This window comes from Streptomyces mobaraensis NBRC 13819 = DSM 40847, assembly GCF_017916255.1.
In the GTDB taxonomy this organism is placed as follows: domain Bacteria; phylum Actinomycetota; class Actinomycetes; order Streptomycetales; family Streptomycetaceae; genus Streptomyces; species Streptomyces mobaraensis.
This window is the reverse complement of record NZ_CP072827.1, coordinates 7,184,628-7,199,396: the sequence shown is the minus strand read 5'-3', so window position 1 is coordinate 7,199,396 and position 14,769 is coordinate 7,184,628. Positions and strand designations below refer to the sequence as shown.

Genomic DNA, 14,769 nt, shown 5'->3' with positions numbered 1-14,769 from the left:
CGCCTCGCCCCGACCCCCTCAAGGAGCCTGTCCCCGATGTTCGACTCCGTCCGCGACGACCTCCGCACCACGCTCGACGAGATCCGTGAAGCCGGCCTCTTCAAGCCCGAGCGCGTGATCGGCACGCCGCAGAGCGCCTCCGTCAGCGTCACCGCCGGCGGCGCCCCGGGCGACGTCCTCAACTTCTGCGCCAACAACTACCTCGGTCTCGCCGACCACCCCGAGGTCGTCGCCGCCGCCAAGGACGCCCTCGACCGCTGGGGCTACGGCATGGCGTCGGTGCGCTTCATCTGCGGCACGCAGGACGTCCACAAGGAGCTGGAGGCGCGGCTGTCGGCGTTCCTCGGCCAGGAGGACACGATCCTCTACTCCTCCTGCTTCGACGCCAACGGCGGTGTCTTCGAGACGCTGCTCGGCCCCGAGGACGCCGTCATCTCCGACGCCCTCAACCACGCCAGCATCATCGACGGCATCCGCCTCTCCAAGGCCCGCCGCCACCGCTACGCCAACCGCGACCTGGCCGACCTGGAGAAGCAGCTCCAGGACACGCAGGACGCCCGCCGCCGTCTGATCGTCACCGACGGCGTGTTCTCCATGGACGGCTACGTCGCCCCGCTCCGCGAGATCTGCGACCTGGCCGACCGCTACGACGCCATGGTCATGGTGGACGACTCGCACGCCGTCGGCTTCGTCGGCCCCGGCGGCCGCGGCACGCCCGAGCTGCACGGCGTCATGGACCGGGTGGACATCATCACCGGCACCCTGGGCAAGGCCCTGGGCGGCGCGTCCGGCGGCTATGTCGCGGCCCGCGCCGAGATCGTGGCGCTGCTGCGGCAGCGCTCGCGCCCGTACCTGTTCTCCAACTCCCTCGCCCCGGTGATCGCCGCCGCCTCCCTCAAGGTCCTCGACCTGCTGGAGTCCGCGGGCGACCTGCGCGAGCGGCTGAACGCCAACACGGCCCTGTTCCGCCGCCGGATGACGGAGGAGGGCTTCGAGATCCTGCCCGGCGACCACCCGATCGCCCCGGTCATGATCGGTGACGCGGCCCAGGCGGGCCGGATGGCCGAGCTGCTGCTGGAGCGCGGCGTGTACGTGATCGGCTTCTCGTACCCGGTGGTCCCGATGGGCGCGGCCCGGATCCGCGTGCAGCTGTCGGCCGCGCACTCGACCGCCGACGTCGAGCGGGCCGTCGCCGCGTTCGTCGACGCGCGGGCGGCGCTCAAGGGCTGACCGAGCGGGACGGGGGTCCGGCCGGACCCTGGCAAAATTGGCCGGGTGATCGACCCCCGGCGACTGCGCGTCCTGCGGGCCGTGGCGGAGCACCGTACGGTGACCGCCGCGGCCGCGGCGCTGTACCTCACCCCGTCCGCCGTCTCCCAGCAGCTCGCCGCCCTGGAGCAGGAGACCGGCCACGCGCTGCTGACCCGCAGCGGCCGGGGCGTGCGGCTCACCCCGGCGGGCGAGATCCTGCTCGGCCACGCCCACCGGGTGGTGGCCCAGCTGGAACGGGCCGAGGCCGAGCTCGCCGCCTACGCGGACGGCACCGCGGGCGAGCTGACCGTCGCCGCCTTCGCCACCGGCATCGCGGAGGTGCTGGCACCGGTGATCGCCCTCCTCGCCGGACGCCACCCCGGCATCCGGCTCCGGGTCCGCGACGCCGAGGGCGACGAGAGCCTGCCGCTGGTCATGGACGGGGTGGCGGACGTCGCCCTGGCCGTCGAGTACCGGGGCGCGCCGCGCGAGGACGACCTGCGGCTGGTCCGCGTGCCCCTCTACGCCGAGCCGTTCGACGCGGTGCTGCACACCTCCCATCCGCTGGCCGGCGAGCCGCACGTCCGCCTGGACGAGCTCGCCGACAGCGACTGGATCGCCCCCTACCCCGGCAACCCGTGCCACGACATGACGGTCCTGGCCTGCGAACTGGCCGGATTCCAGCCGCGGTTGGCGCACTCCTCGGACGACTTCCGGGCGGTCGCGGCGCTCGCCGGGGCGGGCGCGGGGGTGGCTCTCGTACCGCGGTCGGCACTGTCGGGCATGAACCTCAAGGATGTCGTAGTGCGTCCCGTCGAGGGCGTCACCCCGACCCGCCGCGTCTTCGCGGCCGTGCGCCGGGGGGCGGAGGGGCATCCGCTGATCAGCCCGGTGCTGGAGGCGCTGGGCGAGGTGGCGGGGTCGCTGTCGGCGTCCTGAGTCCGGCCCGTCATCGGGCCACCGGGGGCGCGGGGCAGGTGACGTCCGCCGCGGGGAGCCGCCCTCCGTCCAGGTAGGCGTTGACGACCCGGTCGGCGCAGGGCACGGCCGTCCGGCCCTCGGCGCCGCGGCCGTAGACGCCGTGGGACCGGATGTCCGCCGTCACCAGTCGCGAGCCGGTGAGCTTGCGGTGCAGGGCGAGCGCGCCGTCGTACGGCACGTTGCCGTCCCGGCGGGCCTGAAGCATCAGGACGGGCACGCCGTTGGCGATCCGGGTGGCGGACTCCCGGGGGCGGGTCTTCCAGAAGGCGCAGGGGGCCGTCATGTCGTTGACGAGCGGGCCGAAGACCGGCTGGGCGGCCCGGGCACGGACGATGTTCCGCCAGTACGCCTCCGGGTCGGCGGGCCAGCCGCCCGCGGGCCAGCCCCCGTCGCCGCACATGAAGAGGGCGCCGCCGGTCATCCCGTCCTGCGCGGCGGGGGTTTCGAGGAACGCGAGCAGGCCGGCGAGTTCCCCGTCGGGCTCGACCGGCCGGCCGGCCGACGCGTCGACGAGGGTGCGGACGGTACGGGCGAGCGCCGGGTCGTCCTCCTGGTGCTGGACGAACTGCCGCAGGATCAGCCGCAGCAGGGGCGCGCCGAGCCGGGCGCGGCCGACGGGCACAGGTCGCCGCTCGGCGCCGGCGAGCAGCCGTTCCACGGCGGCGCGCACCTCGGGGCCGGTGCGGCCGAGCCGGTAGGTGTCCGCGTGCCGGGCGGTCCAGGCCGCCCAGGCGTCGAGCCCCCGCTCCAGCGGCTCGCCCGAACGGCGGAACAGCTCGTACTGGGTGGCGTCGGGGTCGGTGGAGGAGTCGATGACGAGCCGGTCCACCCGGCGCGGGAACAGCTGGGTGTAGACGGCGCCCAGGTCGGCACCGTAGGAGACCCCGTAGTAGGACAGCTTCGGCTCGCCGAGGGCGGCGCGGATCGCGTCCATGTCGCGGGCCACGTCGCGGGTGGAGGCGTACGGGAGCAACTCGGCGTTGCCCGAGGGGCGGGCGCAGCGTTCGGCGGTCGACCGGGAGCGCCGCAGGCCGTCCTCGAAGTCGGCGCGGGGCGAAGTGACGGACCGGGGCGGGGCGGCGGGGCCGGCCGGGGCGCAGTGGAGGGGGGTGCTGCCGCCGAGGAACCGGGGATCGAAGCCGATCAGGTCGTAACGGTCGGCCACGGCCTTCAGGGTCTTGCGCAGTTCCAGAGTGGTGGCCAGTCCCGTTCCTCCGGGGCCGCCGGGGTTGGACAGCAGGATGCCCCGCCGGTGCGCCGGGTCCTTGGCCCGCACCCGGGAGAGGGCGATCCGGATCGTCCGGCCGCCAGGGTCGGCGTGGTCGAGGGGGACGGGCAGCGAGGCGCACTCCGCTCCGGCCGCGACCAGGTCCTTCTGCTCCGGGGGGCACGGGTGCCAGGCGGGCGCGGGCGGGGAGGGAACGGGCCGGGCCGCCGCGGCGGGTACGGCGGTGCCGACCGGCAGGGCGCCGCCGAGGAGGCCGGCCAGGCCGAGGCCGGCGGCGAGCAGGTGGATGCCGCGCATGGTGCTCCAGGTGGTGAGGGGGAAGGGACGGGCAACGACCCTAGGAAGGCGGGCGGGAGGGGTGCCATCGGGCCGGCCGGTGTGCGGGGAGGGGGGTTGTCCCTAGGGGAGGCGGCGGGTCCGCGCGCGGCATGCGGGGCCCGCGCGGCGCGCCGGCGGCCGGGGAACGCCGGCCCGTCGGAGCAGGTGACCGGAAATGGGTCGGCCGTTCGGGCGATCCCCGTCATCACCCAGACAACGACTCCCCCGTTCGGGTGAACGAGTGTGTGCGCGGGACGGGGGGTGTGGGGTTTCCGCCCGGCGAGGACGGCAACACGGGCAGGGACGGCCTTCCGGGAAGGAGTCCCCCGTGGTTTTCACCGCCCTGCTCATCCCTCCCCTGCTCCTCGGCCTCATCTTCGCACTCGCGGGCTACGAGGACCGGGTGCTGGGAACGGCGCGAACGCCCGACGCGGGTGCGTCCGACCCGGGTACACCCGGCCCGGCCCCGGCGAAACGCCACCTCAGCATCGTGCGGGACCTCCCCTCCAGGGCGCCCGGCACGTCCGGCACCCCCGGGGAGCGCGCCGGCCGGCGCCGTCGGCACGCGGCGTGACGCGCGGTCCGGAGCCCGTCCGGCGTCCACGCCGTCGGGCCGGGCGGGCTCCGGACCGTGCCGGGCGTCGCGGGACCGCCGTCGGCGAGGTTCAGCGCTTCGTCCCGAAGGGCACCGTGACACAGGCCAGCCGCGCCCCCGCCGTGCCGGCGTGGCCCGCGCGGGTGTCGGTGGCGTGTTCGTGGAGGACCACCGAGCGGGCCTCGCCCGGGCGGACGCGCCAGGCGACCGTCGTCTCGGCGCGGGCGGCGCCGTGGGCGTCGGTGGTGAGATCGAGCCAGACCTCGTTGCGGGGGTTGGCGTAGGCGGGGTCGACGGACGGCTGCACCGGATCCTTGACGTTCTGGTAGTGCGGCCCCGCGTCGTCGGGCTTCGGCCCGCACGCCCGGCGGTGCGCGTGCGCCCCGAACGTCCGCCCGGCGGGGAGCCCTTGGAGGCGCAGGACGAACCGGGTGCGCCCACCGTGCGCCGGACGCTCCGCCACCCGGACCCGCGCGCCCTCGGGCACGGCGGCGGGCACGTAGGTGACGGCGGCGCCGCCCGATCGCTTACGGAAGGTCCCGGCGACGGTGACGGCGTCGCGCCCGGAGTCACGGCCGGAACCGGAGCCGGCGCCCGGACCGGAGCCGAGACCGACGGCGGGTACCGCCATGAGGAGGGCGGCGGCAGCGGCCACTGGGAATGCGGAGATCATGTTCCTCCCTCTTCCCCGGCGGGAGTCCCGCCTCACCGATGTGGAGTGAGGTTCCGCCCGCACGTGACCGGACGCTCGCCCCTCGGCTCGGCGGCAGCCGGCCGATGGACGCGCTACCCCGCCGGTCGCCCGGCCGGACCCCGGACGGCGCCGGCTCTTGCGGGATTCCGCAGCACGGGGACGTCTCCGCGCCCGGCGCACGGGGTGTTCGGAGGCACGCGTCGGGCGGTGGACGGCGCGTTCGTCCGGGACGGCCGGGGCGGCCGGGGCTGTCACGCGAACGGGCCCGGCCCGGCGTACGTTCGTACGCACCGGGCCGGGCCCTGAGTCCCGTCACCGCGCCGCCGCGACGTGTCGTCACCGCGCGGCCGGCGTCCTCAGCGCGGGAAGGGCTTGGACGCGTCCTCTTCCGTCTTGATGCACATGTGGAGCTTCTTCGACAGGGCGTCCGCCTGCGCCAGGGTGTGCCGGGCGGCCTCGCGCTGACCGCGGCGCTTCTGCTCGGCCGCCTTCTTCTTCAGCTGGGCGATCTGCTGCCGCATCTTCGCGGGGTGGCAGGTGACGGTGGCCGCGGTGGCCGTCTGCGCGGGCAGGGTCATGGCGACCGTGCCACCGGCCATGATGGCGCTCACGGCGAGCGCGGCTATGCGTCGGCGCATGTGTTTCTCCAACTTCCGGTCCGGGCCCCTTCGTGGGGGATCCGTGGCCTCTGAGGGACAGGAAAGCCGACCCCGTCGGTTACCCAAGGTGGTCGACGACGCGGAGCGTAACGGAGATCGTCAACGCGGGAAGCTGGCAAGTCGGGCAGAGGACAAGATCCCGGAACATAAGATTCCAGTGGCCTGGATCACGCCCTCGTGGCCGGATCGTCCTCGTGGCCGGAGCGTCTCCCTCGCCGCCAGCGGCCGGCACCGGCACCGGACGACGGGGCTCGGTTCAGTCCGACGCTCGGTTCAGTCCGGCGCATGGACGACGAGCCGGTTCCGCTCCCCGTCGAAGACGCCGGCCAGGACGTCGCCCTCCGGCCGGCCCTCGCCGAAGAGGCCCTGCCGGTCCACGTGCACGACCAGGATCTCGTGGCCGTCGATCACCTCGGAGATGCCCCGCGTCTCGATCGTGTCCGCCCACGCGTCGAGATTCCGGCCGAACCACTCCGGCAGCCCGCACGGCTTGGCCACCGCGTCCCAGAAGTCGTCCAACGTCTCGATCAGCCTGCCGCGCAGGTCGACGACCAGCTCGCTGCTTGTCACCACGGCAGGCTACCGAGCCTTCGACACGCACCGTCACGGCCCACCCGGGTCCACCCCGCCCGCCCCGCGCCGAGTGTGATCCGTACCACTCCCCCGCCGCCTTGACGGAACCGCCGTGTAATCGATTACCTGAGCCCACCCACCCCGCGAAATCGATTACACCGACCGGAGGCCCTCGCCATGGCGACCATCAAGGACGTGGCCGACCGGGCCGGAGTCTCCGTCGCCACCGTGTCCCGGGTGCTCAACGGCCGCTCCCCCGTGGCCGCGACCCGGGACCGCGTCCTCGCGGCCGTCGCCGAGCTCGGGTACCGGCCCAATGTGGTGGCACGGGCGTTGCGGACGGCGCGGACGAGGACGCTGGGGCTGGTCATCAGCGATCTGCGGAACCCGTTCTTCACCGAGCTGGCCGACGCCGTCGAGCAGGAGGCCCGCCGGCTCGGCTACAGCCTGATCATCGGCAACGCCGGGGAGAGCCCGGAGCAGCAGGACGACCAGCTCCGCACCCTCCTCGACCGCCGTATCGACGGGCTGATGGTCAGCTCCGCCGGCACCGGTTCCGAGGTGCTGCGCGAGATCGTCGCCTCCGGCACCCCGCTCGTCCTGCTGGACCGGTCGGTGCCCGGCGTCGCGGCGCCCTGCGTCCGCGCCGAGGGGCGGGCCGCGCTCACCGAACTGGCCGCGCATCTCGCCGCGTTGGGGCGCCGCCGACCGGCCGTGATCGTCGCGCCGGCCGGCACGCCCGTCGGGGACGAGCGGCTGGAGTACTTCCGGGCGGCGCTCGCCGCGCACGGTGTCGCGCTGCCCCCCGAACGCGCCGTCGGGTCGCCGGACATGACGCCGGCCGGGGGCCGCCGCGTGATGCGCGGCCTGCTCGACCTGCCGGAGCCGCCCGACGCGGTGCTGGCCGCCGACAACCTGATGGCGCTGGGCGCACTGGACGAGGTCCGGGCGCGCGGCCTGCGGATCCCGGACGACGTGGCGCTGGTGTCGTTCGACGACGTCGCCTGGTTCGCGCACACCGATCCGCCGCTGACGGCCGTCGCCCAGCCGACGCGGGAGCTGGGGCGGGCGGCGGTGCACACCCTGCTGGAGCGCGTCGAGGGCCGCCCCGCCGAGTCGGTGCTGCTGCCGGCCCGGCTGGTGGTGCGCCGTTCCTGCGGCGAACCGGCGTGACCGGCGGCGCGCTCCGACGACGCGCCCCCGCGGCCACGCTCCGACGGCCCGCTCCGACGGCAGTGCGACAACACCCCACCGAATGACGAGGAGAGGCGTATGACCGGCGTCGATGACGACGCGCGGGGCGGCCGTGAAGTGCCGCCCGAGCGCGCCGAGTTGCTCCGCGTGGAGGGGGTGACGAAAGCGTTCCCCGGGGTGAGGGCGCTGGACGGCGTGGACCTGCGGCTCCTCGCCGGCGAGGTGCACGTCCTGCTCGGGGAGAACGGGGCCGGCAAGAGCACCCTGATCAAGATGCTCGCCGGCGCGCACCGCCCCGACACCGGCCGGATCCTCGTCGACGGCCGCGAGACGGCGATCCGTTCGGCGCAGGACGCCGAGCGGCTCGGGATCGCCACCATCCACCAGGAGTTCAACCTGGTCCCCGGCCTGACCGTGGCCGAGAACATCTTCCTGGGCCGGCAGCCGCGCACCCGCCTGGGCCTGGTGGACCGCCGGACGATGAACGAGCGCGCGGCCCGCCTCCTGGAGCGGGTGCGGCTGCGCGTCGCGCCGACCGCGCCCGTCGCCGGGCTGGGCATCGCCGCGCTGCAGATGGTGGAGATCGCCAAGGCGCTGAGCCTGGACGCCCGGGTGCTGATCATGGACGAGCCGACCGCGGTGCTCACCTCCGGGGAGGTGGCGACCCTCTTCGGCATCGTCCGCGAACTGCGCGACAGCGGCGTCGGCGTCGTCTTCATCACCCACCACCTGGAGGAGATCGCGGCCCTCGGCGACCGGGTGACCGTCCTCCGGGACGGCCGGAGCGTCGCGGAGGTGCCGGCGTCGACGCCGGAGGACGAGCTGATCCGGCTGATGGTCGGCCGCGATGTCACCGAGCAGTACCCGCGCCGCCGCACCCCGCCCGGCGCGCCGCTGCTGCGGGTGCGGGGGCTCACCCGGCGCGGCGCGGACGGCGCGCCGGGCTTCGAGGACGTGGACGTCGAGGTGCGCGCCGGGGAGGTCGTGGGCCTGGCCGGGCTGGTGGGCGCGGGCCGCACGGAGCTGGCGCGGGCGGTGTTCGGGGTGGACCGGTACGAGGCCGGTTCCGTGGAGGTGGACGGCCGGGTGCTGCGTCCGGGCGACGTACGGGCCGCGATGCGGGCGGGCGTCGGCCTCGTCCCCGAGGACCGCAAGGCGCAGGGCCTGCTGCTGGACGCGCCGCTGCACGACAATCTGACACTGGCCCGGCTGGACCGGGACACCCGGGCGGGGTTCGTGGACCGGCGGGCGCAGCGCCGGGAGGCGGCGGCCATGGCCGGCCGGCTGAAGGTGCGGATGAGCGGGCTGGAGCAGCACGCGCGGACGCTGTCCGGCGGCAACCAGCAGAAGATCGTCATCGGCAAGTGGCTGCTGGCCGGAGTGCGGCTGCTGATCCTGGACGAGCCGACGCGCGGTGTCGACGTCGGCGCCAAGGTCGAGATCTACCGGCTCGTCAACGAGCTGACGGCGGCGGGCTGCGGGGTCCTGATGGTCTCCAGCGACCTGCCGGAGGTGCTCGGGATGAGCGACCGGGTGCTGGTGATGGCACGGGGCCGCGTGGCCGGCGAGGTGCCGGGCGGCGATCAGGGGCCGGCCGCGCAGGACGCGGTGATGGAACTGGCCGTCCGGCACGCGGACGGCACGGGATCCGGCTCGGGAACGGGCGCGGGAACGGGCGCGGGAACGGGCACGGAATCCGGCTCCGGAACCGGCGCGGGATCCGGCGCGGGAACCGGCATGGGAACAGGGAACGAGAGCGCGATGGAGGGCTCCGATGTCGGCTGAGGCGGTACGGGCGCCGGGGGCGGCCCCGGCGGAGTGGTTCACCAGGGCGGTGCTGCGCAACGGCCCGCTGGGCGGGCTGGTCGCCCTGGTGGCGGTGATGGCGGTGCTGTCCCGGGACTTCCTGCACGGGCGGAACCTGCTGAACGTGGGCGTGCAGGCGTCGGTGACGGCGGTCCTGGCGTTCGGGGTGACGTTCGTGATCGTGTCGGCGGGCATCGACCTGTCGGTGGGGTCGGTGGCGGCGCTCTCCGCGACGGTGACCGCCTGGGCGGCCACGTCGAAGGGGCTGCCGGTGGCGGTGGCGCTGCCGCTGGGCCTGGCCGTCGGGGTGGCGGCGGGCCTGGTGTCGGGCGCGCTGGTGGCGTACGGGCGGCTGCCCGCCTTCATCGCGACGCTGGCGATGCTCTCGGTGGCCCGCGGGCTGTCGCTGGTGATATCGGGCGGCTCGCCGATCGCGTTCCCGTCGGCCCTCGACCACCTCGGGGACGAGCTGGGCGGATGGCTGCCCGTGCCGGTGCTGGTGATGGCGGCGATGGGGCTGCTGGCGGCGCTGGTGCTGGCGCGGACGTACACGGGCCGGGCGATGTTCGCGATCGGTGGCAACGAGGAGGCGGCGCGGCTGTCGGGCATCGACGTCAAGCGGCGCAAGCTCGTCGTCTACGCGCTGTCCGGGCTGTTCGCGGCGGTCGCCGGGATCGTGCTGGCCGCCCGGCTGACGTCCGCGCAGCCGCAGGCGGCGACGGGGTACGAGCTGGACGCCATCGCCGCCGTCGTGATCGGCGGCGCCAGCCTGTCGGGCGGTTCGGGCAAGGCGTCGGGGACGCTGATCGGCGCCCTGATCCTGGCGGTGCTGCGGAACGGCCTCAACCTGCTGAGCGTGTCGGCCTTCTGGCAGCAGGTGGCCACGGGTCTGGTCATCGCGGTGGCCGTGCTGCTGGACACGCTGCGCCGGCGGAGCGCGCGGTGAGGCGGCGGGGCGCGGCGGCGTCCGCGACCGTCCTGCTGACGCTCGCTCTGGGCCTGGGCACCACCGGCTGCGACCGGGGCGGGAACACGGACCTCGGCCTGGCCCTGTCGACGCTGAACAACCCGTTCTTCGTCGGCATCAAGAAGGGCGCCCAGGCGGAGGCGAAGGCCCGCGGGCTGAAGATCAACATCACGGACGCACAGAACGACCCGACCCAGCAGATCAACCAGATGGAGACGTTCACCAGCCAGAACGTCAAGGCCGCCATCATCAACCCGGTGGACTCCGACGCGGCCGTGCCCGCGGTGGGCGTCGCCGGCCGGGCGGACGTCCCGGTGGTGTCCATCGACCGCGGGGTGAACGGCGGCCGGGTGGCCACCACGATCGCCTCCGACAACGTCGAGGGCGGCCGGCTGGCGGCGCGGTCGCTGGCCGCGGCGCTCGGCGGCCGGGGGCGGGTCGTCGTCCTGGAGGGGCAGCCCGGCACGTCCGCCGCCCGCGAGCGCGGGAAGGGTTTCGAGGAGGGCATCAGGGCCTTCCCGGGCATCGAGGTCGTCGCCCGGCAGCCCGCCGACTTCGACCGCGCGAAGGGCATGGACGTGACGACCAACCTCCTCCAGGCGCACCGGGGCGTGACCGGCGTCTTCGCCGCCAACGACGAGATGGCGCTGGGCGCGGCCAAGGCGCTGGGGTCGTCGGCGGGCGGGAAGGTGCGGATCGTCGGGTTCGACGGCACCCCGGACGGGATCGCGGCGGTGCGCGACGGCGTCCTGACGGCGACCATCGCGCAGCAGCCCGAGCTGCTGGGCCGGCAGGCGGTGGACCGGGCGCTGCGCGCGGCGCGGGGCGAGCGGCTGCCGGGCACGGTGAAGGTGCCGGTGGTGCCGGTGACGCGGAAGAACGCGGCGGAGTTCGGCGGCTGAGGCCGGGCGGGGCGGGAAGGCGCCGGGCAGCTCTCGGAAGAACCGGGTGATCATGGACACGTGCGGCGACGCCCGGGGCGTGACGGCGCGGGAGAACACGAAGGATCGGGAACCGGAGACGTGATGAGGAACGACACCGACAGCAGCGGGCACGGCGACCGGGCGTACGACGTCCTGGTGATCGGTTCGGCCAACGCCGACCTGACGGTCCGGGTGGACCGCCGTCCCGGCCCCGGCGAGACCGTGCTCGGCACGGACCTGGTGGAGTCGGCCGGCGGCAAGGGCGCCAACCAGGCCGCGGCGGCGGCCCGCCTCGGCGCCCGGACGGCCCTGCTGGCGGGGGTCGGCGACGACGCGTACGGCGAGCTGCTGCTGGACGCCCAGCGGGCGGCCGGCGCCGACACCGCGCACGTCCGCGTCGTCCGGGGGGCCAGGACCGGCACGGCCATGATCGTCGTGGGCCCGGACGGCGACAACACCATCATCGTCTCCCCCGGCGCCAACTCCCTGCTCTCACCGGACGACGTGGCGGCGGCCCGGCCGCTCGTCGCCGCCGCGTCGGTGGTCTCGCTCCAGTGGGAGGTCCCGGCCGAGACCGTCCGGGCCGCCGCCGCCCTGGCGGCCGGCACCGGGACGCGGGTCGTCCTCAACCCCTCCCCCGTGCCGCCGGAGCTCGGCCGCGACCTGCTGGCGGCGGCCGACCCGCTGGTCGTCAACGAGCACGAGGCGCGGCACCTTTCGGGAGCGCCGGACGGCGACGACCCGGCCGGCTGGGCCCGCGCCCTGCGCGATCAGGGCGCCCGTTCCGTCGTCGTCACCCTGGGCGGCGCCGGCGCCCTGGCGCTGGACGCCGACGCCGCCGATCCGGTGACCGTCCCCGGCGTGCCCGTCCGCCCGGTGGACACGACGGGCGCGGGCGACGCCTTCACCGGCGCCCTGGCTGCCCGGCTGGCCACCGGCGCGCCGCTGGCGGACGCGGTCCGGTTCGCCGTACGGGTCGGCGCGGCGTCGGTGACGAAGCCGGGGGCGCAGCCGTCGTACCCGACGGTGGACGAACTGCCGCCGGCGGGTGAGGAGAAGTAAGGGCGGTACACGTGGGGCCGGCGGCCGAGGGCGCGCGTCACCAGATGAGGACGCCGCCGCCCACCTCTTCCGCCCGCCGGGCGGCATCCTCGATGTTCGCCAACCGGTCGGAGAGTTGACCAAGGAGCTTGCCAGCCGTCGTCACCGGGTTCACACCGGCGACGATGTCCTCCAGGTTCTCGCGCAGAACGGCGCACTCTCGCCTGAAGGCCCGCACCTGGTCGGCGTCGACCCGCAGGTCATCGCCGGCCAGGACCGGGAAGAACCGGGCTCCCAGCGAACGGACCGCCTGCGAGCCCCACACCGTGGTCCGCCATCGTTCGAACCCGGCCAGGTCGGAGCATCCGTCCGGCACCTCCAGCACCCGTATCCCGTCGTCCTCCCCCACGAGGAAGACGTCCACCGACAAGCTCATGAGCGCAGTGGAACACGGTCGCGGCGCGGCGGTCCATGGATTTCGGCGGTCCCGGCCGGTGGAGCGAGTGGTCACACCTCGCGCCGGGAACGGGGGTGACGTGCGGAAAAGCGCGGTGGCGCGTAAGGTCGGCCCCGGCCCGCCGCGGTCACGGCCGGTGTCGCGGACGCGAGTTGGGGCGTAATTGGGGCGTAAGCCGTACTCCTCGGGCCGGTGTGGGGCCCGCTCCGGTCCGAGGGCCTGAGGCATGGGTCGTAAACCGACGACGCGGAGGAGGACCGAGTGCGCCCGTCCGGAGGAGCACCGATACCCGGGACGACGACGGGCGCGCCCGCGCCCGACCTCGACACCGATCTCGATCTCGACGTCGATCTCGACCGGTGCACGATCGCCGACCTGCAACAGGCCATGACGCGCGGCCACTTGAGCTCCGAGCGCCTCACCCTCGCCCTCCTCGAACGGATCGAGCGGCTGAACCCGCTGCTCCGCGCGGTGACGACCGTCAACCCCGACGCCCCGGCCCTCTCGCGCCGGAGTGACGCGCTGCGCCGGGACGGCCGGGCGCGCGGACCGCTGGAGGGGATTCCGGTGCTGCTCAAGGACAACGTCGGCACCGCGGACCGGCAGCCGACCACCGCCGGTTCGGCGGCCCTGCTGGGGGCGCGGCCGGACGCGGACGCGTTCCTGGTGCGGCGGTTGCGGGCGGCCGGGGCCGTGGTGCTGGGGAAGGCGAACATGACGGAGTGGGCCGACTTCCGGTCCGAGCACTCCGTGGCCGGCTGGAGCGCGACCGGGGGCCAGAGCCGCAACCCGTACGTGCTCGACCGCAGCCCCTCCGGGTCGTCCAGCGGTTCGGCGGTGGCCGTGGCGGCCGGGCTGGCCGTGGCGGCGATCGGCACCGAGACCGACGGCTCGGTCGTCCTGCCGGCGAGCGTCACCGCGACGGTCGGCTTCAAGCCCACGCGCGGGCTGGTGAGCCGTGGCGGCATCGTGCCGCTCTCCTCCCGCCAGGACACCGCCGGGCCCCTCGCCCGTACGGTCGCCGACGCGGCGCTGGTGCTGTGGGCGATCCACGGCCCCGACCCCGCCGACCCGGTCACCGCCCGCGCCGCCGGCGCCCTGCCCGCCGGCCCCGGCGCGGTGCTCGACCCCGGCGCGCTGCGCGGCCGGCGCGTCGGCGTCCGGCGCCCGGCGGGTCTCGACCCGTGGACGGAGCGGGTGTTCGAGGACGCCGTCGAGCGGATCCGCGGCCTGGGCGCCGTCCTCGTCGAGGACGTGGACCTGCCCGACACGGACGAGGAGGCGGAACGGCACCTGGAACCGGCCCTGCTGACGGAGTTCAAGCACGACGTCGGCGCCTACCTCGCCGCCACGCCGGGATCGCACCCCAAGGACCTGGCCGGCGTCATCGCGTACAACGTCCGGCACGCCGATACCGAGTTGGCGCTCTTCGGCCAGGACGTCCTCGAACGGGCGGAGCGGACCGGCGGCGACCTCCGCGATCCGGTCTACCGGCGGCACCGGGAGGCAGCGGTCCGGCTGGCGCGGCGGTCGCTCGACGGCACGCTGGCCCGGCACCGGCTGGACGTGCTCGTCACGCCCACCGCCGGTCCGGCGCCGCTCCTCGCGGGGACGACGGGGGACGGCCCGTTCGCGGCCGTCACCCGGGACGCAGCGGTGGCCGGGAACCCGCACGTCACCGTGCCGGCCGGGTACGCCGGGGGCGTGCTGCCGCTGGGCGTCTCGTTCGTCGGGGCGCGGGGCGGCGACGCGCTGGTGCTCGGCTGCGCGTACGCCTTCGAGCAGGCGGGCCCGCCCCGTACGCCGCCGGGCCGCCTCCCGACGCTGCCCTGATCGGGGCCGGGTCCGGTCCCCGGCCCTGCCCCGACCGGGGCCGGGTCCGGTCCCCGACACTGCCTCCGGCCCGGCCGCTTCGCGGTACCGCCCCCCGTGCGGAACCGGCCGCCCGCGGAATGGCGGCACCTCCCGGCCGCCCCGCGGAACCGCCCTGTACGGAACCGGCCGCCCGCGGAACCGGCGGCACCCGCCCGGCCGCCGCGCGGAACCGGCAGGCCGTCGGGCGGCACCCTCGACGCCCGCCTC

12 protein-coding genes and 1 pseudogene are annotated in these 14,769 nt (G+C 75.4%); 8 read left to right on the top strand and 5 right to left on the bottom strand.

Annotated elements, in window-relative coordinates:
* Positions 1–36: 36 nt before the first annotated feature.
* Together J7W19_RS31140 and J7W19_RS31135 are read left to right on the top strand one after the other, a co-directional pair.
* On the top strand, positions 37–1,230 hold the full coding sequence (locus J7W19_RS31140; protein ID WP_004941153.1) for a glycine C-acetyltransferase: 1,194 nt from the start codon (positions 37–39) through the stop codon (positions 1,228–1,230).
* Between the two features lie 45 nt (positions 1,231–1,275).
* Positions 1,276–2,190, top strand: coding sequence for a LysR family transcriptional regulator (locus J7W19_RS31135; RefSeq protein WP_004941150.1), 915 nt, complete (start codon positions 1,276–1,278; stop codon positions 2,188–2,190).
* Between the two features lie 10 nt (positions 2,191–2,200).
* Here the strand turns inward: J7W19_RS31135 and J7W19_RS31130 are convergent, their stop codons facing one another.
* A complete protein-coding gene (locus J7W19_RS31130; RefSeq protein WP_004941146.1) occupies positions 2,201–3,757 on the bottom strand; it encodes an alpha/beta hydrolase in 1,557 nt (518 codons plus the stop codon).
* 349 nt (positions 3,758–4,106) lie between these two features.
* Here J7W19_RS31130 and J7W19_RS31125 point away from each other — a divergent pair, with 349 nt between their 5' ends.
* Positions 4,107–4,352 (top strand): hypothetical protein, encoded by a 246-nt coding sequence (locus J7W19_RS31125; RefSeq protein ID WP_004941143.1) that lies wholly within the window; start codon positions 4,107–4,109, stop codon positions 4,350–4,352.
* A gap of 91 nt (positions 4,353–4,443) precedes the next feature.
* On the opposite strand, the gene J7W19_RS31120 is transcribed toward J7W19_RS31125, so the two are convergent.
* The 3 genes from J7W19_RS31120 to J7W19_RS31110 form a co-directional block, all read right to left on the bottom strand.
* Positions 4,444–5,046 carry a superoxide dismutase family protein gene (locus J7W19_RS31120; protein WP_078587792.1) on the bottom strand — a complete coding sequence of 201 codons (603 nt, stop codon included), beginning with the start codon at positions 5,044–5,046 and terminating at the stop codon, positions 4,444–4,446.
* Between the two features lie 377 nt (positions 5,047–5,423).
* Positions 5,424–5,705 carry a hypothetical protein gene (locus J7W19_RS31115; protein WP_004941139.1) on the bottom strand — a complete coding sequence of 94 codons (282 nt, stop codon included), beginning with the start codon at positions 5,703–5,705 and terminating at the stop codon, positions 5,424–5,426.
* A gap of 294 nt (positions 5,706–5,999) precedes the next feature.
* Positions 6,000–6,296, bottom strand: coding sequence for a barstar family protein (locus J7W19_RS31110; protein ID WP_040888509.1), 297 nt, complete (start codon positions 6,294–6,296; stop codon positions 6,000–6,002).
* Between the two features lie 180 nt (positions 6,297–6,476).
* Between J7W19_RS31110 and J7W19_RS31105 the strand changes: the two genes are divergently transcribed.
* The 4 genes and pseudogenes from J7W19_RS31105 to J7W19_RS31085 all read left to right on the top strand — a co-directional run bounded on the left by J7W19_RS31105 (position 6,477) and on the right by J7W19_RS31085 (position 12,251).
* Positions 6,477–7,472: a LacI family DNA-binding transcriptional regulator gene (locus J7W19_RS31105; protein WP_004941133.1), complete on the top strand. Its 996-nt coding sequence runs from the start codon at positions 6,477–6,479 to the stop codon at positions 7,470–7,472.
* 99 nt (positions 7,473–7,571) lie between these two features.
* Positions 7,572–9,278, top strand: a complete 1,707-nt coding sequence (locus J7W19_RS31100) for a sugar ABC transporter ATP-binding protein (protein ID WP_004941130.1) — start codon at positions 7,572–7,574, stop codon at positions 9,276–9,278.
* A pseudogene (locus J7W19_RS33300) lies at positions 9,268–11,168 on the top strand (ABC transporter permease/substrate-binding protein). Before J7W19_RS31100 ends, J7W19_RS33300 begins: the two are co-directional and overlap by 11 nt.
* 123 nt (positions 11,169–11,291) lie before the next feature.
* Positions 11,292–12,251, top strand: coding sequence for a ribokinase (locus J7W19_RS31085; RefSeq protein WP_004941128.1), 960 nt, complete (start codon positions 11,292–11,294; stop codon positions 12,249–12,251).
* A gap of 37 nt (positions 12,252–12,288) precedes the next feature.
* Here J7W19_RS31085 and J7W19_RS31080 read toward each other — a convergent pair whose 3' ends face one another.
* Positions 12,289–12,666 (bottom strand): hypothetical protein, encoded by a 378-nt coding sequence (locus J7W19_RS31080; RefSeq protein WP_040888460.1) that lies wholly within the window; start codon positions 12,664–12,666, stop codon positions 12,289–12,291.
* A 282-nt stretch (positions 12,667–12,948) separates the two neighbouring features.
* Between J7W19_RS31080 and J7W19_RS31075 the strand changes: the two genes are divergently transcribed.
* A complete protein-coding gene (locus tag J7W19_RS31075; RefSeq protein WP_004941122.1) occupies positions 12,949–14,520 on the top strand; it encodes an amidase in 1,572 nt (523 codons plus the stop codon).
* Positions 14,521–14,769: the final 249 nt, after the last annotated feature.

Coding starts and splice junctions, on each gene's coding strand:
- J7W19_RS31115 (WP_004941139.1), bottom strand. CDS start 5,705: ATGCGCCGACGCATAGCCGCGCTCGCCGTGAGCGCCATCATGGCCGGT.
- J7W19_RS31085 (WP_004941128.1), top strand. CDS start 11,292: ATGAGGAACGACACCGACAGCAGCGGGCACGGCGACCGGGCGTACGAC.
- J7W19_RS31140 (WP_004941153.1), top strand. CDS start 37: ATGTTCGACTCCGTCCGCGACGACCTCCGCACCACGCTCGACGAGATC.
- J7W19_RS31120 (WP_078587792.1), bottom strand. CDS start 5,046: ATGATCTCCGCATTCCCAGTGGCCGCTGCCGCCGCCCTCCTCATGGCG.
- J7W19_RS31080 (WP_040888460.1), bottom strand. CDS start 12,666: ATGAGCTTGTCGGTGGACGTCTTCCTCGTGGGGGAGGACGACGGGATA.
- J7W19_RS31105 (WP_004941133.1), top strand. CDS start 6,477: ATGGCGACCATCAAGGACGTGGCCGACCGGGCCGGAGTCTCCGTCGCC.
- J7W19_RS31100 (WP_004941130.1), top strand. CDS start 7,572: ATGACCGGCGTCGATGACGACGCGCGGGGCGGCCGTGAAGTGCCGCCC.
- J7W19_RS31130 (WP_004941146.1), bottom strand. CDS start 3,757: ATGCGCGGCATCCACCTGCTCGCCGCCGGCCTCGGCCTGGCCGGCCTC.